Consider the following 17,663-nt stretch of genomic DNA (forward strand, 5'->3'; position numbering starts at 1 on the left):
AAATCTGCAGCAAAAACCGGTACTGATAAGCGAGCGCCTTTTTTAAATGACCAGAAAAGATGTGAGGGCCAGTGAACCGTCGGACGCCCGTGCTTCCACGGAGTAACTGCCGGTGATGTCCCGGGCGTCCAGATGAAATACAGTGTGGCAAATACCGTTTTTGTCGGTATGGACTTTAGTCCGGTAAGTCCTGGTTCCTGTGGGGCGAAAAACCGCCAGGCTGATTTGTTCACTGGGAGCAGGGTCTCCGTTTCGGCGGGCATAAATGGTGACTGTTACCGCTTCCATGGCTGCATAGCTGGATTGGTTAGTATTGGCTGATAATTTAATAGGCTGTTGCATACGTGCTCCTCCCTTACGTAATGAAAAGAAAGTTTACAGTTATATATATGAATTTATTGCAAAAATGGTGTCTAAATTAAGCAGCTCACAGTTTTTTGCACCTGTAATATTATAATATGAAGTTTAATCATTTGGAGGGGAGCTGTTACATGAAAAGCGGTAGGTTTTTGGTTGTTTTTATGATTTTGGTGATGGTGGCGGTGGTGTTTACCGGTTGCGGCGGGCAGGACGATCTGACCAAAGTGCGGTTAAATGAAGTGACTCGCTCGGTTTTCTATGCGCCCATGTATGCTGCAATTAACCTGGGTTTTTTCGAGGAAGCAGGCATTGAACTGGAATTAACCACCGGACAGGGCGCAGATAATGTTATGACCGCTCTGTTATCGGGGCAGGCCGACATCGGCTTTATGGGGCCGGAGGCCACAATCTACGTTTACAATCAGGGGCAGGATGATTACGCTGTAAATTTTGCGCAGCTAACCAAGCGGGATGGCTCATTTCTGATGGCCCGGGAACCGGACCCGGATTTTGTCTGGGATAACGTCCGGGGCAAAAGCATTATCGGTGGCCGTCCCGGGGGGATGCCGCTGATGACGCTGGAGTATGTGCTGAAAAATCAGGGGATTACACCGGGTGAAGACGTGGAGTTAATTACCAACATACAGTTTGCCCTGATGGGTGGCGCCTTTACCGGCGGTGAAGGTGATTTTGTCACCTTGTTTGAGCCGGTGGCCACCAATCTGGAGCTGGAAGGCGTGGGCTTTGTGGTGGCTTCGGTGGGTAAAGACAGCGGTGAGATACCGTATACTGTTTTCTCTGCCCGCAAAAGCTTTCTGGAGAACAACAGCGAGTTGGTGCAGCAGTTTACCGATGCCATTTATCGCGGCCAGGTTTGGGTAATGGAGAACGAGCCGGAGGAAATAGCCCGGGTTATTCGTTCATCGTTTCCTGACGCCGATGAAGAGGTGCTGACCAACGTTGCCCGACGTTATAAAGAAATTGACGCCTGGGCAGATACCCCGGTATTTAGCGAAGAAGCCTATAACCGTATGCAGGATGTGATGGAGATGGCAGGAGAGTTGGAAAAGAGAGCTCCCTATGAAGATCTGGTGACAAATGATTTTGCTCTGGAGGCCATTAAATAATTTGGAAGGAGAGAGCCATGGGGGCAGAACCACTGGTGAAAATCAAAAATATCGGCATGAGATTCCACAGCCCTGAGGGGGAGACCGCTGCCCTTAAGGATTTCTCTCTGGACATCTATCCCGGAGAGTTTATCAGCATTGTAGGCCCCAGCGGCTGTGGGAAATCCACTCTGTTAAATATTGTGGCGGGCCTCATTCGACCCACAGAAGGAGAAGTGGTGGTAAACGGCAAAAAAGTTTTGGGGCCCACACCTATGGTGGGATATATGCCGCAAAGTGATCAGTTGTTTGAGTGGCGAACCATTTGGAAAAATGTACTTTTGGGACTGGAAGTGCAAAACAAAATCAACCCTGAAACTCTGGAGTTTGTCACAAGGCTTTTGCAGCGCTATGGACTCTATGAGTTTCGCAATGCTTACCCCAGTCAACTTTCGGGGGGAATGCGCCAGCGTGCTGCCTTAATACGTACGCTGGCCATTAATCCCAAAATTCTTCTCTTGGATGAAGCTTTTTCTGCACTGGATTATCAGACCCGCCTTGTGGTGGCCGATGAGGTTAAAGAAATTATTGTGCAGGAAAAGAAAACGACGGTTTTGGTAACCCATGATATCGCCGAGGCCATCAGCATGGCTAACCGTGTGGTTGTGTTCACCAAGCGGCCGGGAACCATCAAGAACATTCATGATGTTGTTCTCACCTGTGAAGTGAATACACCTATTAAATGCCGTGATGCGGTGGAATTTAAAGATTACTTCAATACCATCTGGAAGGAGTTGGATATTCATGTCTGAGCGCAGCTCTGACTCCTTCGTGTCCCCCGAGCATAAAGAGTATTTACGCCGCCAAAGGATTTACCGCCTGCAGATCTTCGCGGTGCAAATTCTGCTGCTGTTGGGATTTATCGCCCTCTGGGAGGTGGCGGCAACCCAGCGCTGGATCGACCCGTTTATCACCAGTCAGCCCAGCCGGGTAATGCGTACCCTGGTATCTCTTCATAATGAAGGAAACCTGTATATGCATACCGGGATAACTGTTTTTGAAACAGTGGTGGGATTTACCCTGGGAACGGTGATAGGCACTGTAATCGCTGTCATCCTATGGTGGTCTAAATTCATTTCAGCGGTGCTGGACCCCTACCTGGTGGTCTTAAACAGCCTGCCTAAAATTGCTCTGGGACCAATAATTATCGTCTGGGCAGGACAGGGAATGACGGCTATTATTGCCATGGCCCTGCTCATCTCGGTGGTGGTAACAATTTTAGGAGTATACAGCGGTTTTTCCCAGGTAGATGCCAATAAGATCAAACTGCTGCAATCCTTTGGTGCCAGCCGCTGGCAGATCTTGAAGAAAGTGATTCTGCCGGCCAGCGTTCCCACCATTATTTCCGCTCTGAAAATTAATGTGGGCCTGTCCTGGGTGGGCGTCATTGTGGGCGAGTTTCTGGTGTCACGAGCCGGTTTGGGCTATCTGATAGTCTATGGCGGCCAGGTTTTCAGGCTGGATTTGGTCATGACAGGAGTTATCATTCTTTCGGTAGCTGCTGCCGTTATGTATCAGGGAGTGGTGTTATTGGAAAAGTTTGCTATGAAATGGCGTTAATATTTAATAAATACTTGTGGCCCGGCATAGCCGGGCTTTTTGCTGTGCATCTTTACGCACAGCAGGGCATAACAATTATAAAGATGAGCAGCAGGTTTATTCAATGAAAGCCACCGGAAGAAGGTGTGAGATGATAAGAGACAAGAGAATTAAAAAACGTAAACAGCGGGTTTTATTGGCGGTGGTGGCAGTATTGATCGTGCTTTCCTTTGTGCTGCACAGACAAATAACACAGGGCGTATTTTCCCCCACCATTTCGGGAGCCTACTATCATGTCGCCACCGACGAAAAGGCGGTTTCATTAACCTTTGATGCTGTCTGGCAGCCCGGTGAGCTGCCAAGAATCCTTGATATTCTGGACCGCTATGAAGTTCAGGCCACATTCTTTTTACCAGGTACCTGGCTGCGTAATAATGCGGATTTGGCCCGGGAAATACTGTTGCGGGGACATGAAATCGGACACCACGGTTATGCGCACAAGCGTCTGACGGAGTTAAATGAAGAGGAACTAAGCAAGGAATTTGCTCTGATGGAAGAGGCGCTGCAGGAAGAATTAAATGTCCAGACACAGCTGTTCCGTCCTCCGTACGGCGAGATTAATCAGGAGGTCTACGACTACATTTCCGACCGGGGATACACTACGGTGCTCTGGAGCGTGGACCCCCATGACTGGCTTGACCCCGGCGTGGATAAGATTATTACCCGGGTTATTAAACGGGTTCATAACGGTGCCATAATTCTTTTTCACACCAATGCCACCCAGGCGGTAGATGCACTTCCGGTAATAATCCAGAGCCTGAAGATGCAGGAATATGAGATTCTCCCGGTTACCCAACTGTTGGAGAAGGAAAAATGAGGTGAAAAAGATGCGCTACCGTTATTTTAACGTCCTAAACGGCAGGCAGTTAATAGTCATTATAATTTTGTTGGGGATGCTGCTTTTGGTTTTCCAGGGATACCGCCGGATAAACCATTACCCAAAAAACATTCGGCAGAACGTATTTTTTGCCGGCAGTAACCTGGGGGGGCTTACACCACAGGAAGCAGAAACGGTGATTAACCGGTTGGCTGAAGAAAAGGCCATCCCTCCCGTTGAGGCGGTGCTTGATCCGGAAACAAACGGCGTCATCCCGGAGTTAAGCGGCCTGGAAGTGGATGTGGCTGCTACTTTGCAGCAGATTGTGGAAGCAGAAGAGAATTCAAAAGTGCAGCCGGTGTACAGGGAGATTCCCGCAGCGGTTACTTTGGCTGACTTTCCGGAAAGGCCGCTGTATCAGGGAAATCCCGCAAAACCTCAGGTGGCCTTCCTGGTAAATGTGGCCTGGGGTAATGAATATTTGCAGGAAATGCTGGATGTGTTGGAACAGGAAAAAGCACAGGCCACTTTCTTCTTGGTGGGGCGCTGGGCCCGGGCCAATGAGGAGGAGGCTAAAAGTATTGTGGACGCAGGTTTTGCTGTGGCCAATCATGGCTATTCAGATGCCATCAGCATGGCCAATGCTACGTATGACCAGGCCAAAGAAGATATCAAAGCGGCAAATGACGCCATCGAAGAGCTCACCGGTAAACGGCCGGCCTATTTTAGCCCGCATAAAGGAGAATTAAACGCCAATGTCCTCAAAGCTGCGGCAGAGGAAAATTGCCGGCTCATTCTGTGGACGGTGGATACGGTGGACTGGATGCTTCCCGGCGTGGATGTTATGGTAGATAAAATACTCAGCAAATCACAAAACGGCAGTCTGATTCTGATGCACCCCACAGAACAAACGGCGGACTTTTTGCGGGAGGTTATTCCCCAGCTGCGCAGCAGGGGTCTGGAGCCGGTAACGCTGGCAGAGCTGTTAAGCCCTTCCAGGCCGGAAAAGGATGTGGCTGAGCCTTGATAAACAGAAATCATACCGGTAAGTTTAGCATAGCCAATATCACCGTTAGTGTTCTTATATTACTTATTGTGGTTACGGTGGTGTTTACCGTTAAGCTGGCTGTGGAGCGCTACCAGGCCGGCGTAAATTCCGGCGTAATGCTGGAGGCCATTCCCATGGAGGGGATGCTGGAAAAAGAAGTGCTAAAGCGGGTGCAGAAGATGGCCGATGCCATGGACCGGGCTCCTCAAAACGCCCGCTACGACCCGAATAATGACCGCATTATCCCTGAAGTCAGGGGACGTCAGGTGGATGTGTACACCACTGTGCGGCGGGTAATGGAGGCAGAAAAAGGAGAAAGGGTAGAGCTGGCGGTAATAAACCTGGAGCCGGAAATCACTTCCGAGATATTTAAGTCCATAGACCAGAAAATTGCTTCTTTTAGCACCAGCGGCGGCGGCAGTGCGGGGCGCTCAGATAACCTGTATGTGGCTGCCAAATATATGAACCGCACAATTCTGGCACCGGGAGATGTATTTTCCTTTAACAAGGTAACCGGCCCCCGTACCTTTGAGCGCGGCTACAGCATGGCACCAATTGTGGGAGGAACGGGAATCGGCGGTGGAGTCTGTCAGGTGGCTACCACAGTGTACAATGCTGCTCTGGCTGCCGATTTGGAAATAATAGAGAGGTATCCACACAGTATTCAAGTGGGGTATGTGAGGCCGGGGCGGGATGCCACGGTGACCGATTACCTTGATTTTAAATTTCGCAACTCCACGGATAAGTTTATCCAAATTCACTCCGGTGCCGGCGGCGGCCATGTATGGGTGCAGCTTTGGAGTCAGTAGCTTGACAACTTTTCTTAAAGAGGGTAACCTTGGGGAAAAACGGTAAAGGAGCAATAAACTTATGGATACGGCAAAGCTCTTTGTTCACAAACTTCCCCATGCAGCAGACCTGCCGCTGCCCCGGTATATGTCCGACGATGCGGCAGGTATGGATATCCTGGCCGCCCTTGATGAGCCTGTAGTGCTCTTGCCGGGCAACCGCACACTGATTCCCACCGGGTTGCAGATGGCGGTTCCCCGCGGCTGTGAAGTGCAGATACGCCCCCGCAGCGGCCTGGCCCTGAAACAGGGCATTGCTGTTTTAAACAGCCCGGGCACCGTGGATGCCGACTACCGTGGAGAGGTGAAAGTGATTATAGCCAATCTGGGCCGCGAACCGTTTGTTATTACCCGGGGAGACCGAATCGCCCAGATGGTTTTGGCAAAACTCACCCGGGCGGATTTGGCCGAATGCGAAAAACTGCCGGATACGGCCCGTGGCAAAGGAGGTTTTGGCCATACCGGCGTATAGGAGGTCTGCTGATGGACATCTGTGAACAGGCCTTGCTGGAAAAACTGCAACAGGAGTTGTTACATACTTTCTACAAAAACCAGGGGGAGCTTTGTAATCCGGAAGTGCTTTGCAAAAGTGAAGAACTGGATGAGTTGGTTTTAAAAATTATGCGTAGGAGGCATGTATAACTTGACAGCGCTGATGTTCATTCTGTTTTTGCTGGCGTTGTCCCTGCTGTTGCGGGTTCAGAATAAGAAGCGCTTAACGCAGGAGGTCCCGGAGCATGCCAAGCCGTCACCGTTCTCCCAGGCGCTGCAGGACTTAATTGCCACAGCGGGCGGTATTTATCTTTCCCTTGTTTTGTTAGTATCTTTTTTGCAGATGGACGTTGCCGATAAATGGAATATTTATGGTATAAAAATGGAACCCCTGGCTTTTTTGGCACTTTTATTCTCTGTGGTACAGCCGCTTTTGCTGCAGGTTATGGACAAAATAAAAGGGGGCTCTTGATTTGGAATTATCCCGTTTATCCCGGAAGGAAATTATAAATTTGCATGATGGTGCCCGGCTTGGCTTTGTGGGCGATTCTGATTTAATTATTGACGATGAGACCGGCAGTATTAAATCCATAATTATTTCCCCCAAAGGAATGAAGCCCCGTTCGGGCCGGGAACTGGTAATTCCCTGGACATCTATAAAAAAAATCGGCGATGAAGTGATGATAGTGGATATTTCGCCGGAACGAAGCAGCCGTAAACATACGTGACATGAATAATGACCTTTTTTACAGCCGATACTAAGGAAGAAAAACAGTATCGATAAAAAAGGAGGTTACAACATGTCGCAAACCGTTGTTGGTTTATTCCGCTCCAAGGAACAGGCGGAAGAAGCTATACGTGAGCTGCGAGCACGTGATTTTGATGATCAGGATATATCATTGGTAGCCAAAAATGAGGAAGCAGAAGGTGGCGGCGAAGAGGGCGTCAGCTATGAAAATCAGAACCTGGCCGACGGCACCGCCACCGGCGGCGCCATTGGAGGCCTTACCGGGCTTTTGGCCGGGGCAGGCGCTCTGCTGATACCGGGAATCGGCCCCATCATTGCCGCCGGTCCTCTGGCCGGCGCGCTGACCGGAATTGTTACCGGCGGTATCGCAGGCGGGCTGATTGATTATGGCATCCCTGAGGAAGAAGGGGAGCGCTATGAGAAGGAAGTTCACAAAGGTAGTATCCTGGTGGCAGCCGAATCGGAAGATGAAGAGATGTCCGAAGAGGTAAGCTCAATCTTCCGCGAAAACGGTGCCTTTGAAGTCAATTCACATGACTAAAAAAAATTCCCAAAAAATCCGGCTATTTAAGCCGGATTTTTTTTTTTGCCGGCAGGAAACTATAACGCTTCGCAGTTAGCGAAGCTGCTAAGGTAACCAGTATTAAAAGCACGCGTTAAAGGAACTTAAGCGTGCTTTTTTACGCTGCCAAGTTTGTCACGCTTTTTGTGTCTTTATTCATATATTAAATTACTAGTGTCAAAGGAGGGAAGTGCGTGCAGAACATCAGCCTGGCCGGCTGGCGGATAGTGATTGCCGGTGGTGACGCCCGGGATGTCATCCTGGCAGAACAACTGAAAAAAGCCGGGGCCGATGTATGGTTGTGTGGTTTTGAAAAGTGTGCATTACCAAAGGATGCAACTTTACAAAAAGGGAAACCGGAATTTGCCGATGTGGTGATTTTGCCTCTGCCCGGGGTAAACAGCGACGGCACCATCTATGCTACCTACGCTGAAGAAAAACTGTTTCTGGATAATTTAAGCCCGTTATTCAGACCAGGATTGTTACTTATCTGCGGCAGAATGCCCACGGAAACACTGGCTTTTTTGGAAGAAAGAAAAATTCGTGTTGTCCTTACCGCTGAAATGGATGAATTAGCCGTTTATAATGCGGTGCCCACCGCTGAAGGAACAATTGAGCTGGCTATGCGGGAAAGCGATGTTACCATCCACGGCAGCAAGGCGCTTGTAATCGGCTTTGGTCGCTGCGGTATGCCGCTGGCCAAAACTTTAGCTGCTTTAGGGGCCCGGGTGACGGTGGGAGCCCGCCGGCGGGAAGTGCTGGCACAGGCCGAAACCTTAGGATTTGCACAGCTGGATTTGGCTAAAATCTCAGAGCGGATAGGTGATTTTGACTTTATCTTTAATACTGTGCCGGCCATGGTATTAACAGATAAAGTTTTAGGCGGTGTAAACAAAGAAGCTCTGGTTATCGACATCGCATCAAAGCCCGGAGGGACAGATTTTGCCGCAGCCAAACGTTTGGGGCTGAAGACCTTTTTAGCCCTGGGCCTGCCCGGCAAAGTGGCTCCCAAAAGTGCCGGTAATATTTTGGCCAGGGTTTACCCGCACATTATTACTGAAATGGGGAAAGGAGGAGAGCATAATGAGGCTTAAGAACAAGAAAATTGGTTTTGCCATGACCGGTTCTCACTGTACCCTGGAGAAGATGTTTCCACAACTGGAAAAGTTATTGGCAGAGGGTGCCGAAATTTACCCCATTATTTCGCCCTCTGTAGATCAAACCGATACCCGGTTTGGAGATGCCACCGAATGGAAAACAAGGCTGGTAAAAACAACGGGACATAAAATTATCAACACCATTTCCGGAGCGGAGCCATTGGGCCCCAAGAGTGAATTGGATGCTTATGTTATTGCGCCGTGTACCGGTAATTCTATGGCCAAACTGGCCAACGGTATAACCGATACTGCGGTACTGATGGGTGCCAAAGCCCAGCTGCGTAACCAGAAACCGGTGATTGTGGCCATTTCCACCAATGACGGACTGGGTTTAAATGCCAAAAATATTGGCATCCTCCTGGGCTTCAAGAATGTTTACATGGTTCCGTTTGGCCAGGACAGTCCGTTTAGCAAACCCAATTCGCTGGTGGCAAAAATGGATCTGTTGCTGCCCACTATTTTGGCAGCATTGGAAGGCAGGCAGCTGCAACCCATGCTGATTAACCTGGCAGAGGAAGAATTTGAGTTAAAACGATAGTAGGTGGATATATGCGCTTAATAATACAAAAATTCGGCGGCTCCTCACTGAGTAGCAAGGAATTACGGGAAAAAGCCATTGAACATATTTTAGCTGCCAAAGCAGAGGGGTACACTCCGGTGGTGGTGGTCTCCGCCATGGGCCGAAAAGGGGACCCCTATGCCACCGATACTTTACTGGAATTTATCAGGGAGATTGCACCCTCTTTTCCTCTCCGCGAGACGGATCTTGTTCTCTCCTGCGGGGAGTTGATCTCGGCGGCGGTGCTGGCAGCACAGGTGGGGGCCCACGGAGTAAAGGCGTTGGCCCTAAGCGGTGCTCAGGCGGGAATCGTCACCGACGGAGTTTTTGGCCAGGCGGAAATTATCCGCATTAAAAAAGAAAAAATCCTGCGCCTGGCACAAGACGGTCATGTTCCTATCGTGGCCGGTTTCCAGGGAAGTAGTGAAGAAGGGGAAATTAACACCCTGGGACGCGGGGGCTCTGACACCACAGCGGTTGCCCTGGGAGCCGCCATGGAAGCAGAAGTGGTGGAAATCTACTCAGATGTGGACTGCATCATGACCGCCGATCCCCGGATAGTTCCCGAGGCAAAACCCATTGGTAACATCGGCTATCAGGAAGTGCTGCAGATGGCCCGGGAAGGCGCTAAGGTTATCCATCCCCGGGCGGTAGATATTGCCTTGCAGTATAACCTGCCTCTTAGGCTGAAAAAAACCGGTTCATATGACAGCGGAACACTGGTGACCCACAAAAAGCCTCAGTTGGATAAGTCTTTTATTTCCCGTGAAAAGGTGGTAAATGGTATTACCCATGTCACCGGTCTGGCCCAGGCAAGAGTTCTGGCCCCCCAAGCCTCCGGTGAAGAAATAGAAACCATGCTGCAAGAGCTGTCAGATGCGGGAATCAGTATTGATCTGATTAACCTTTCTCCGCAGGAGAAGGCGTTTACCGTGCCCGCCGCCGCTGCGGAGCAAACCAAAAGTATTATAGCTTCTTTGGGGTATGAAGCCATCGTTAATGCCGGATACGCTAAAGTATCTGTGGTGGGCGCCGGCATGAGGGGGATTCCCGGGGTTATGGCCCGGGTAGTAAGCGCTATGAACAAGGCACAGACCGATATTTTGCAGACTGCCGACTCGCACCTTAATATTTCCTGCCTGATTCCGGAGAACCGGGTGGCTGCCGCCGTTAAGGCGCTCCATTTGGAATTTAATTTAAACGAATAACTTTGATTGAAAAAATAGACTCCGTTTGCTATAATATCTTTATGGCATTTTACGGGAGGTGAACCTTATTTTAACCGCGCCCTTTGGAGAACTGGTTACAGCTATGGTTACTCCGTTTAAGGAAAACGGAGAAGTAAATTATGAAAAAGCAGCAGAATTGGCAAGACATCTGGTTGAAAACGGCTCTGATGCCCTGGTAGTGGCAGGAACAACCGGTGAATCCCCCACCCTTACACAGGAGGAAAAACTGGAGCTCTACCGTACTGTGGTATCGGCTGTTAAAGGTAAAGCAAAAGTTGTGGCCGGGACCGGTTCCAACAATACCGCACAGGCGGTAAAGCTGACACGGTTGGCTGCTGAATGCGGTGTGGATGGCGTCATGTTGGTGGTCCCTTATTATAATAAACCTTCCCAGGAAGGTATTTATCAGCATTTTGCCACCATTATAGCAGAGACCGAACTGCCGGTAATGCTCTATAATGTTCCGGGCAGAACGGTAGTTAATATGTCGGCAGAAACTACTTTACGACTGGCTGAATTACCCAATGTGGTAGCCATCAAGGAAGCCAGCGGAGACTTGGAACAAATGGCTCTCATCCGCAAAAAAGCCCCGCAGGATTTTGCCGTTTATTCCGGTGACGACTGTATGACGCTGCCGGTTTTGGCGGTGGGCGGCTCTGGTGTTGTCTCGGTGGCAGCCCATGTGGCCGGCAAAGACATGAAGAAAATGATTTCAGCCTATCATGCAGGAGACACTGCCACTGCGCTGCAATTACATTTACGTTTATTGCCGCTTTTTAATGTGATGTTTATCAGTCCAAATCCCTGCCCGGTGAAAGGCGCCCTTAACCTGCTTGGTCATAACCTTGGCCCGGTGCGTTTGCCTTTGGTGGAGCTGACCGACAGTGAGCGTAAGGAAATTGATAACGTCCTGACGGGACTTGGATATCTTTAATTTATCTAAAACCGTGCGCTGCACGGTTTTTTATTGCTAATAATGCGCAAACTTGCAACTGAACCCATATTTTTAGTATAATGACTTTTAGTGATATTTGGACGCATACACAGAAAAAGGAGGTGAGCTTAGTGGCAAATACTAATACTTACGCTAAAAGAAGAGCCAGAGTAAAACAGGCTCCAAGCACGGGAAAAGTGCAGATTATTCCCATTGGCGGCATCGGCGAGATTGGCAAAAACATGTATGCCATCCGCTACGAAAATGAAATCCTGGTTATAGACTCCGGACTCGCTTTCCCCGGGGATGAAATGCTGGGCATCGATGTGGTAATACCGGATATTACCTATCTGGTGGAGAACAAAGATAAAATTAAGGGTATTGTGCTGACCCATGGTCATGAGGATCATATCGGCGGACTGCCCTACACCCTGCCGCAGCTGGATGTGCCCGTATACGGGACCAAGCTGACCCTGGGTCTGGTGGAGCGAAAGCTGCGCGAGCATCATATTCTTGGTGACTGTACCCTGAATGTGGTTCGTCCCGAGGATAAGCTGCAGCTGGGTGTCTTTAAGGTGGAATTTTTCCGCACCAATCACAGTATCCCCGACTCGGTGGGCATTGCGGTAAAAACCCCGGTGGGCACCATTGTTCATACCGGTGACTTTAAGTTTGACCAGACACCGGTTAATGATAAACCCACCGATTACCACCGCCTGTCCAAGCTGGGGGAAAAGGGTGTGCTGGCCATGTCCGACAGCACCAATGCGGAAAGACCCGGCTATACCTTGTCGGAAAAAGAGGTTGGCGCTTCCATAATGGAAATTTTCCGCACCGCCAAGCAGCGGATTATTCTGGCCACTTTCGCATCAAATATTCATCGCATTCAACAGGTAATTGATGCGGCATGCCACTATAACCGTAAAGTAGCGGTGGTGGGAAGATCAATGGTCAATGTTGTCCAGGTAGCTCAGGAGTTGGGTTATCTGAAGGTTTGTAACGGAACCTTGGTGGAGGTGGACGAGCTGCGTTCTATGCCGCCAAATAAAGCGGTGATTATCACCACCGGCAGCCAGGGTGAGCCCATGTCTGCTCTGACCAGAATAGCCAAGGCTGAGCACCGTAAAGTGGAAATTATTCCTGGCGATACAGTGGTGATTGCGGCCACGCCCATTCCCGGTAATGAAAAATTGGTTTCCCGCACCATCGACAATCTGTTTGCACGTGGTGCCAATGTAATTTATGAGCGAGTTTCAGGTGTTCATGTATCCGGTCATGCTTCACAGGAAGAGTTGAAGCTGATGCTGAATATGCTGCGTCCTAAATACCTGATTCCTGTTCACGGTGAACACCGCCACCTTATTCATCATGCCAAAGTTGCTGAAAAAGTCGGTATCAAACCGGACAATGTATTTATCGCCGAAAACGGCCAGATTCTGGAGTTTACCCAAAAGTCCGGCAGAGTGGCAGGTTCGGTTACATCGGGCCGGATACTGGTAGACGGACTTGGCGTGGGTGATGTGGGCAGTATCGTCCTCAGAGACAGGAAACTGCTTTCCGAAGACGGTATTCTTATTGTGGCGCTTACAGTAAACAAAGAAACATCCCAGGTCGTTTCCGGACCGGAAATATATTCCCGCGGATTTGTTTATGTGCGTGAATCGGAGACTTTGATGGAAGAAGCACGGGAACACGTGACAAAAACCCTGAACAAGGCCGTTAACGGCAAAAAGACCGACTGGTCGGTGGTGAAAAATCAGGTCAAAGATTCCCTGTCCCGGTTTGTCTGGGAAAAAATGCATCGCCGCCCCATGATTTTACCGGTTGTCATGGAAATATAACGAAGTATAACCTGCGGTCTGGATGGGATACTAGATACAGAGAAATGACTTTTGAGGAAGTGATATCTTGACGGAGTATTCCCATCGCAGACAACGTACACCTCAGACCAAACGGTCGCGACCGGCCCCGGAAACGCAGGAACCGGTCAAAGAAAAAGAACAGCAGCAAGGCACATTGCAAAATATTCAGCAATTGGGCCAGACAAATGTTCCCCAGCAGCAGGAAAGCAGTATTCACAGCATCCCCATCATCGGTCAGATAGAAGGCCATATTACCCTGGCTCCCCAAAACAAAACCACCAAGTACGAGCATGTAATACCCCAACTGGTGGCCATCGAGCAGAACCCCAAAATTGAAGGGTTGCTCATCATCCTCAATACTGTGGGCGGTGATGTGGAGGCGGGTTTGGCCATTGCCGAGATGGTGGATACACTTTCCAAGCCCACTGTATCACTGGTATTGGGAGGCGGCCATAGTATCGGTGTGCCCATTGCAGTCAGTGCGGATTATTCGTTTATCACCGAAACCGCCACCATGACTGTGCACCCCATCCGGTTAAGCGGCCTGGTCATCGGTGTGCCCCAAACCTACGAATATCTGGACAAGATGCAGGACAGAGTAATAAAGTTTGTCACAAAGCATTCCCGCGTGACGGAAGATAAGTTCCGGCATCTGATGTTTTGCACCGACCAGCTGGCCCGCGACATCGGTACGGTCATGGTAGGCCCCGATGCAGTAAAAGACGGCCTTATAGATGAAGTGGGTGGTTTGGCTCAGGCGGTGCAGAAGCTCCAGGAGCTTATTGATGCGCGCGGAGGCGGGGTGGTGCACTAAATGCTCTACACCATAATGCCCCTGGAAGTGGTAATGGAGGGCAGCGATTCATATCAGCCCAAGTACTCAGAAATCCCCTGGAAAAACGGGGGAACCCTGATGGTGGAGGAAACAGGTCAAAATCAGGCTAAAGTTGTGCGCCTGATATCCTCAAACCCTGCCGACTACCTGGATCCTGCTGTCCAACCAGGCTGTATAATTGAATACAAACCAATATAAAAGAACCAGGCAAATTGCCTGGTTCTTTGCAGTATCATCTTGTTGTCATATTGGCCCCGGTAGCAGTCGGTGTATTTTTTTTGCGGATCAAATGAACCGCCAGGTAGACAAGGGGTGTGTCTAAGAGAGCGATGGCCACTTTTAGAATGTATTGGCCTAAAATCATGGGCAACAACGGAGTGGCGGTGCCGGCAAAAGCCAGGGTAATAAACAGGGCAGTGTCCAACAGCTGAGAAACACCGGTGGAAAGATTATTGCGCAGCCAGAGGTGTCGCCCGCCTGTTTTTCTTTTCCAGAACTGAAAGGCCCACACGTCATGGTGCTGGCTGATCAGGTAGGCGGCCAGGCTGGCCACGGTGATGCGCAGGTTCCCTCCCAGGACCGTCACGAACTCCGCCTGACCTTCCCAGAAGGGAGCGGCGGGCATGGCGATGGCGCCCCGGACTAAAAGTGCCGCCAACACGGAAACGAAAAAACCCACATTGACCACAAAACGGGTCCGCTCTTTTCCCCAAACTTCAGACATGGTGTCGGTGGCCAAGAATGTAAGGGAATAGCCAAGCACTGCGGCGGGGGCTACGATATTGCCCACCATAATAATTTTTGCGGCGATTATGTTGCTGATAACCAGCAGGGTTACAAAGCAGCAACTAATCAAGAGGAAAAGTTTGTCATCAGATGAAAACCCGCTATGGTTGCCCTGCATTTGCGGTGTGCTATTCATTGTTTTTCTCACCGCCTGCGGTGGCACTGGCGGTAATGGTAATGCCGCCACGGGGTTTTTGGATTACCGTCACTTTACAGAAGAAAGGTTTACAGGCTGCATGGACATCATTGGCAATTTGCGCCGCCAGCCCTTCACAGAAAACCCCTTCCTGCCGGAAACTCCAAAAATATAGTTTCAGGCTTTTGCTTTCAATACAGTATCGGTCCGGTTCATACTCGATGATAACCGTCTCCCAGTCTGGTTGGCCTGTGACAGGGCACAGACTGGTAACCTCATCACTTTCCAGCACCACCCGGTCCACGCCGGCCGGTTTTTCAAAGACCTCCAGCTTACGGCGCGGTTCGGGCACATTCTTGCCGAGAACCTCAAATTCATTATGCAAAGCATTAACCTCCTTTGTTTTGGTAAGGCGGGTAGCCGCGACCGCCATCTTCCTCTAATGTATCAGTTTATCAGGGAACGCCCACAGACGCAATAGCGCCGGTGCAAAATCTGTATTAATTTGCGGCGGCAGATAATACAAGAAAAAAAAGGAAATCATAGTAGTGATGTGCAATAATATTCTGCTAGAAAGAGACTGAGATGGGGGAAGACATGAAGTTAAAACAAATGATAACCATATTGTTAGTACTGCTTTTTCTGACAGGTTGCAATGATCTGTTTTCCTTCAACACCATAGGCGCCATAGAGCAGGTCTCTGCCGCCTATAACAGCCTTTTTCCCGGAGAAGGGAAGGTAAGGGTACTCTATACTGAAGCTTACCGCGGCGGAATGCTGGTATTGGCTCAGCACGAAACGGCGGCCGACAGCAGAAATCTCCACCTTTTTCTGGTGGATAAAGAGGGAGTTTTGCTGATTGCCGGTGGAAAGGCAGCTGAGCCGGATAATATAGCCGTCAGCCAGGTGCGGCATGAAAATGACACCATTGTCTTTGGCCAGATAGATTCTGTTCTGCAGGGAGATGAGGACCCGGCTCTGCCGGTGCAGGTGGTCATGACCCTGAAGAACTGGAAAATTATCGAAGAAGAGATAGATGTGGTTAATGAACAGGGTTTTATTATTGTTTTAAGAAACAGAGCCAGTGCTCAAAAATTCAGCCTGCTTGACGCTGAAGGGACAATACTTGTGGGTCTGGACGGTATGGCCGAAAACATGATTTACAATACAGAGTTTACTGCTGTGGAGGATATTCCCAAACCCGTCCCCCTGGAGATTGCAAATATTAAGGAAGTACAGGTAGAATCCCCTGGCATGGCCGAGGTTTTGATCCTGGATGACACCGCCGATTTTAAGGATTTGGCAGAAACCTTTAATGAACATTTTAGCCAATTGGAAAAGAAGGAAGCTGTGACCGTATCTGCACAGGCCGTTACCGTATACTTAAGTGATAAAAGCGAAGTGATTCTGCAGGTAGCAGAGGATGAAACGGTCACCGTCATATATCGGGATAAGGAGCAGATAAACGCTTTCGCTCTGGATTCTGAGAAACTGGCGGAAATTATAGCTGATTTACAGTCAGGGGATTAAGACGGACAATGTTGTTCGTCTTTTTGTTTTCCGCCTCTTTTTTCCAGCAATTAATTTCTTTACAGGAGCATAGGATTTCACGTAGGTGATATCATGTTAATTCTGCTATTGGCAGTGGGTCTGTTTTTGTTCCTGGGTGGTCTGCGGCTTATGTCTTCCGGCCTGGAAAATCTGTGCGGATCTTCCTTTGCTGCCGGTGTACAACACTTCACCGGCAATCGCTTCAGTGCTTTTCTGTGCGGTCTGATATTTTCTGGCCTGACACAAAGCAGTTCCCTGGTCACCGTTGTACTGGTAGGAGTGGTTAATGCGGGAATAATCGGCCTGCGCCCGGCCATTGCCGTGATGATTGGAGCCAACGTGGGGACCACGGTGACCGGTCAGATGATATCATTTGACCTGTATGAATATGCTCTGTACTTTGCTGTGGCAGGGGCGATATTAATTGTGGCCGGCCGGCAGCGGCACCGGCAGGTGGGCCGGGCTCTATTGGGGCTTGGCGTGCTGTTGTTTGGCTTGGAAAATATGGGCGGGGCCCTTGCACCCCTGGCGGAAAGCAAGTTTGCACAGAATTTGCTAAGTTCCGCTGCTGTGTACCCCCTTACCGGCATTTTTGCCGGAGCTGCCCTCACCGCTTTGATTCAAAGCTCCAGTGCCGTTGTGGCCATGGCCATTTCGCTGGCCAAGGAAGGGGTATTATCCCTGGCTGCCGGTGCCGCGGTTATTGTGGGTGCGGATGTGGGGACTTGTGTTACCACGCTGCTGGCCGGTTTGGGTACCGGCATTGCAGCCCGGCGGACTGCTTTTGCCCACTTGTTTTTTAACCTGTGCAGTGTTTTATTGGTCTTGCCGTTCTTTTCATTGTTTATCCGCCTGGCGGCAGCCAGCTCCGATGCGCTGCCCCGTCAGCTGGCCAACGCCCATACCCTGTATAATCTGGGAGGAGCCATTTTACTATTGCTTTTTTTGGGTCCGTTTCAGGCATTGGTGGAGAG

At 49.8% G+C, this 17,663-nt stretch carries 23 protein-coding genes; 20 read left to right on the forward strand and 3 right to left on the reverse strand.

Features of this window, described 5'->3' with window-relative positions:
• Nucleotides 1-42: 42 nt before the first annotated feature.
• Nucleotides 43-342 carry an MG2 domain-containing protein gene (locus tag DEALDRAFT_RS11980; RefSeq protein ID WP_008517790.1) on the reverse strand — a complete coding sequence of 100 codons (300 nt, stop codon included), beginning with the start codon at nucleotides 340-342 and terminating at the stop codon, nucleotides 43-45.
• A gap of 149 nt (nucleotides 343-491) precedes the next feature.
• Between DEALDRAFT_RS11980 and DEALDRAFT_RS11985 the strand changes: the two genes are divergently transcribed.
• From DEALDRAFT_RS11985 to DEALDRAFT_RS12065, 18 genes are all read left to right on the forward strand, one after another.
• Nucleotides 492-1,487, forward strand: coding sequence for an ABC transporter substrate-binding protein (locus DEALDRAFT_RS11985; RefSeq protein WP_008517792.1), 996 nt, complete (start codon nucleotides 492-494; stop codon nucleotides 1,485-1,487).
• A gap of 17 nt (nucleotides 1,488-1,504) precedes the next feature.
• Complete coding sequence (locus tag DEALDRAFT_RS11990; protein ID WP_008517795.1) at nucleotides 1,505-2,278, forward strand: ABC transporter ATP-binding protein; 774 nt, start codon at nucleotides 1,505-1,507, stop codon at nucleotides 2,276-2,278.
• Entirely contained in the window at nucleotides 2,271-3,086 is an 816-nt protein-coding gene (locus tag DEALDRAFT_RS11995) for an ABC transporter permease (protein ID WP_008517796.1), read from the forward strand. Before DEALDRAFT_RS11990 ends, DEALDRAFT_RS11995 begins: the two co-directional genes overlap by 8 nt.
• A gap of 103 nt (nucleotides 3,087-3,189) precedes the next feature.
• Complete coding sequence (locus DEALDRAFT_RS12000; RefSeq protein ID WP_008517798.1) at nucleotides 3,190-3,942, forward strand: polysaccharide deacetylase family protein; 753 nt, start codon at nucleotides 3,190-3,192, stop codon at nucleotides 3,940-3,942.
• Between the two features lie 10 nt (nucleotides 3,943-3,952).
• Complete coding sequence (locus tag DEALDRAFT_RS12005) at nucleotides 3,953-4,969, forward strand: polysaccharide deacetylase family protein (RefSeq protein ID WP_008517799.1); 1,017 nt, start codon at nucleotides 3,953-3,955, stop codon at nucleotides 4,967-4,969.
• On the forward strand, nucleotides 4,966-5,799 hold the full coding sequence (locus DEALDRAFT_RS12010; protein WP_008517801.1) for a VanW family protein: 834 nt from the start codon (nucleotides 4,966-4,968) through the stop codon (nucleotides 5,797-5,799). Before DEALDRAFT_RS12005 ends, DEALDRAFT_RS12010 begins: the two co-directional genes overlap by 4 nt.
• Before the next feature lie 61 nt (nucleotides 5,800-5,860).
• Nucleotides 5,861-6,310, forward strand: coding sequence for a dUTP diphosphatase (gene dut, locus DEALDRAFT_RS12015; protein WP_008517802.1), 450 nt, complete (start codon nucleotides 5,861-5,863; stop codon nucleotides 6,308-6,310).
• A gap of 11 nt (nucleotides 6,311-6,321) precedes the next feature.
• The gene (locus DEALDRAFT_RS16550) at nucleotides 6,322-6,480 is read left to right on the forward strand and encodes a Spo0E family sporulation regulatory protein-aspartic acid phosphatase (RefSeq protein WP_008517804.1); all 159 of its coding nucleotides are present in this window, start codon (nucleotides 6,322-6,324) and stop codon (nucleotides 6,478-6,480) included.
• Nucleotides 6,473-6,802 carry a hypothetical protein gene (locus DEALDRAFT_RS12020; RefSeq protein WP_040378991.1) on the forward strand — a complete coding sequence of 110 codons (330 nt, stop codon included), beginning with the start codon at nucleotides 6,473-6,475 and terminating at the stop codon, nucleotides 6,800-6,802. Before DEALDRAFT_RS16550 ends, DEALDRAFT_RS12020 begins: the two co-directional genes overlap by 8 nt.
• Before the next feature lies 1 nt (nucleotide 6,803).
• Nucleotides 6,804-7,058: a YlmC/YmxH family sporulation protein gene (locus DEALDRAFT_RS12025; RefSeq protein ID WP_008517808.1), complete on the forward strand. Its 255-nt coding sequence runs from the start codon at nucleotides 6,804-6,806 to the stop codon at nucleotides 7,056-7,058.
• Between the two features lie 72 nt (nucleotides 7,059-7,130).
• Nucleotides 7,131-7,619, forward strand: a complete 489-nt coding sequence (locus DEALDRAFT_RS12030) for a general stress protein (RefSeq protein ID WP_008517810.1) — start codon at nucleotides 7,131-7,133, stop codon at nucleotides 7,617-7,619.
• A gap of 215 nt (nucleotides 7,620-7,834) precedes the next feature.
• Nucleotides 7,835-8,734, forward strand: a complete 900-nt coding sequence (gene dpsA / locus DEALDRAFT_RS12035) for a dipicolinate synthase subunit DpsA (protein ID WP_008517812.1) — start codon at nucleotides 7,835-7,837, stop codon at nucleotides 8,732-8,734.
• Nucleotides 8,724-9,335, forward strand: coding sequence for a dipicolinate synthase subunit B (locus DEALDRAFT_RS12040; RefSeq protein WP_008517814.1), 612 nt, complete (start codon nucleotides 8,724-8,726; stop codon nucleotides 9,333-9,335). The genes dpsA and DEALDRAFT_RS12040 overlap by 11 nt, the downstream gene beginning before the upstream one ends.
• Nucleotides 9,336-9,346: 11 nt before the next feature.
• Nucleotides 9,347-10,564, forward strand: coding sequence for an aspartate kinase (dapG, locus tag DEALDRAFT_RS12045; protein ID WP_008517817.1), 1,218 nt, complete (start codon nucleotides 9,347-9,349; stop codon nucleotides 10,562-10,564).
• 58 nt (nucleotides 10,565-10,622) lie between these two features.
• Entirely contained in the window at nucleotides 10,623-11,519 is an 897-nt protein-coding gene (gene dapA, locus DEALDRAFT_RS12050) for a 4-hydroxy-tetrahydrodipicolinate synthase (RefSeq protein WP_276324453.1), read from the forward strand.
• Between the two features lie 131 nt (nucleotides 11,520-11,650).
• Nucleotides 11,651-13,360 (forward strand): ribonuclease J, encoded by a 1,710-nt coding sequence (locus tag DEALDRAFT_RS12055; protein WP_008517820.1) that lies wholly within the window; start codon nucleotides 11,651-11,653, stop codon nucleotides 13,358-13,360.
• A 67-nt stretch (nucleotides 13,361-13,427) separates the two neighbouring features.
• Nucleotides 13,428-14,195 carry a ClpP family protease gene (locus DEALDRAFT_RS12060; protein ID WP_008517822.1) on the forward strand — a complete coding sequence of 256 codons (768 nt, stop codon included), beginning with the start codon at nucleotides 13,428-13,430 and terminating at the stop codon, nucleotides 14,193-14,195.
• Entirely contained in the window at nucleotides 14,196-14,414 is a 219-nt protein-coding gene (locus tag DEALDRAFT_RS12065) for a YlzJ-like family protein (protein ID WP_008517824.1), read from the forward strand.
• Nucleotides 14,415-14,448: 34 nt separating this feature from the next.
• Here DEALDRAFT_RS12065 and DEALDRAFT_RS12070 read toward each other — a convergent pair whose 3' ends face one another.
• Nucleotides 14,449-15,138, reverse strand: coding sequence for a queuosine precursor transporter (locus DEALDRAFT_RS12070; RefSeq protein ID WP_008517826.1), 690 nt, complete (start codon nucleotides 15,136-15,138; stop codon nucleotides 14,449-14,451).
• Nucleotides 15,131-15,523, reverse strand: coding sequence for a preQ(1) synthase (gene queF, locus DEALDRAFT_RS12075; protein ID WP_008517827.1), 393 nt, complete (start codon nucleotides 15,521-15,523; stop codon nucleotides 15,131-15,133). The genes DEALDRAFT_RS12070 and queF overlap by 8 nt, the downstream gene beginning before the upstream one ends.
• A 212-nt stretch (nucleotides 15,524-15,735) precedes the next feature.
• On the opposite strand from queF, the gene DEALDRAFT_RS12080 reads away from it, so the two are divergent.
• Both DEALDRAFT_RS12080 and DEALDRAFT_RS12085 read left to right on the forward strand, forming a co-directional pair.
• Nucleotides 15,736-16,668: a hypothetical protein gene (locus DEALDRAFT_RS12080; RefSeq protein ID WP_008517829.1), complete on the forward strand. Its 933-nt coding sequence runs from the start codon at nucleotides 15,736-15,738 to the stop codon at nucleotides 16,666-16,668.
• Nucleotides 16,669-16,761: 93 nt separating this feature from the next.
• The coding region (locus DEALDRAFT_RS12085; RefSeq protein WP_008517831.1) for a Na/Pi cotransporter family protein at nucleotides 16,762-17,663 on the forward strand (902 nt) is incomplete at its 3' end.

It is taken from the genome of Dethiobacter alkaliphilus AHT 1 (assembly GCF_000174415.1).
Lineage (GTDB): Bacteria > Bacillota > Dethiobacteria > Dethiobacterales > Dethiobacteraceae > Dethiobacter > Dethiobacter alkaliphilus.

Coding starts and splice junctions, on each gene's coding strand:
- DEALDRAFT_RS11980 (WP_008517790.1), bottom strand. CDS start 342: ATGCAACAGCCTATTAAATTATCAGCCAATACTAACCAATCCAGCTAT.
- DEALDRAFT_RS12070 (WP_008517826.1), bottom strand. CDS start 15,138: ATGAATAGCACACCGCAAATGCAGGGCAACCATAGCGGGTTTTCATCT.
- dut (WP_008517802.1), top strand. CDS start 5,861: ATGGATACGGCAAAGCTCTTTGTTCACAAACTTCCCCATGCAGCAGAC.
- DEALDRAFT_RS11995 (WP_008517796.1), top strand. CDS start 2,271: ATGTCTGAGCGCAGCTCTGACTCCTTCGTGTCCCCCGAGCATAAAGAG.
- DEALDRAFT_RS12020 (WP_040378991.1), top strand. CDS start 6,473: ATGTATAACTTGACAGCGCTGATGTTCATTCTGTTTTTGCTGGCGTTG.
- DEALDRAFT_RS12005 (WP_008517799.1), top strand. CDS start 3,953: ATGCGCTACCGTTATTTTAACGTCCTAAACGGCAGGCAGTTAATAGTC.
- DEALDRAFT_RS11990 (WP_008517795.1), top strand. CDS start 1,505: ATGGGGGCAGAACCACTGGTGAAAATCAAAAATATCGGCATGAGATTC.
- DEALDRAFT_RS12040 (WP_008517814.1), top strand. CDS start 8,724: ATGAGGCTTAAGAACAAGAAAATTGGTTTTGCCATGACCGGTTCTCAC.
- DEALDRAFT_RS11985 (WP_008517792.1), top strand. CDS start 492: ATGAAAAGCGGTAGGTTTTTGGTTGTTTTTATGATTTTGGTGATGGTG.
- DEALDRAFT_RS12030 (WP_008517810.1), top strand. CDS start 7,131: ATGTCGCAAACCGTTGTTGGTTTATTCCGCTCCAAGGAACAGGCGGAA.
- DEALDRAFT_RS16550 (WP_008517804.1), top strand. CDS start 6,322: ATGGACATCTGTGAACAGGCCTTGCTGGAAAAACTGCAACAGGAGTTG.
- DEALDRAFT_RS12080 (WP_008517829.1), top strand. CDS start 15,736: ATGAAGTTAAAACAAATGATAACCATATTGTTAGTACTGCTTTTTCTG.
- dapG (WP_008517817.1), top strand. CDS start 9,347: ATGCGCTTAATAATACAAAAATTCGGCGGCTCCTCACTGAGTAGCAAG.
- DEALDRAFT_RS12000 (WP_008517798.1), top strand. CDS start 3,190: ATGAAAGCCACCGGAAGAAGGTGTGAGATGATAAGAGACAAGAGAATT.
- DEALDRAFT_RS12065 (WP_008517824.1), top strand. CDS start 14,196: ATGCTCTACACCATAATGCCCCTGGAAGTGGTAATGGAGGGCAGCGAT.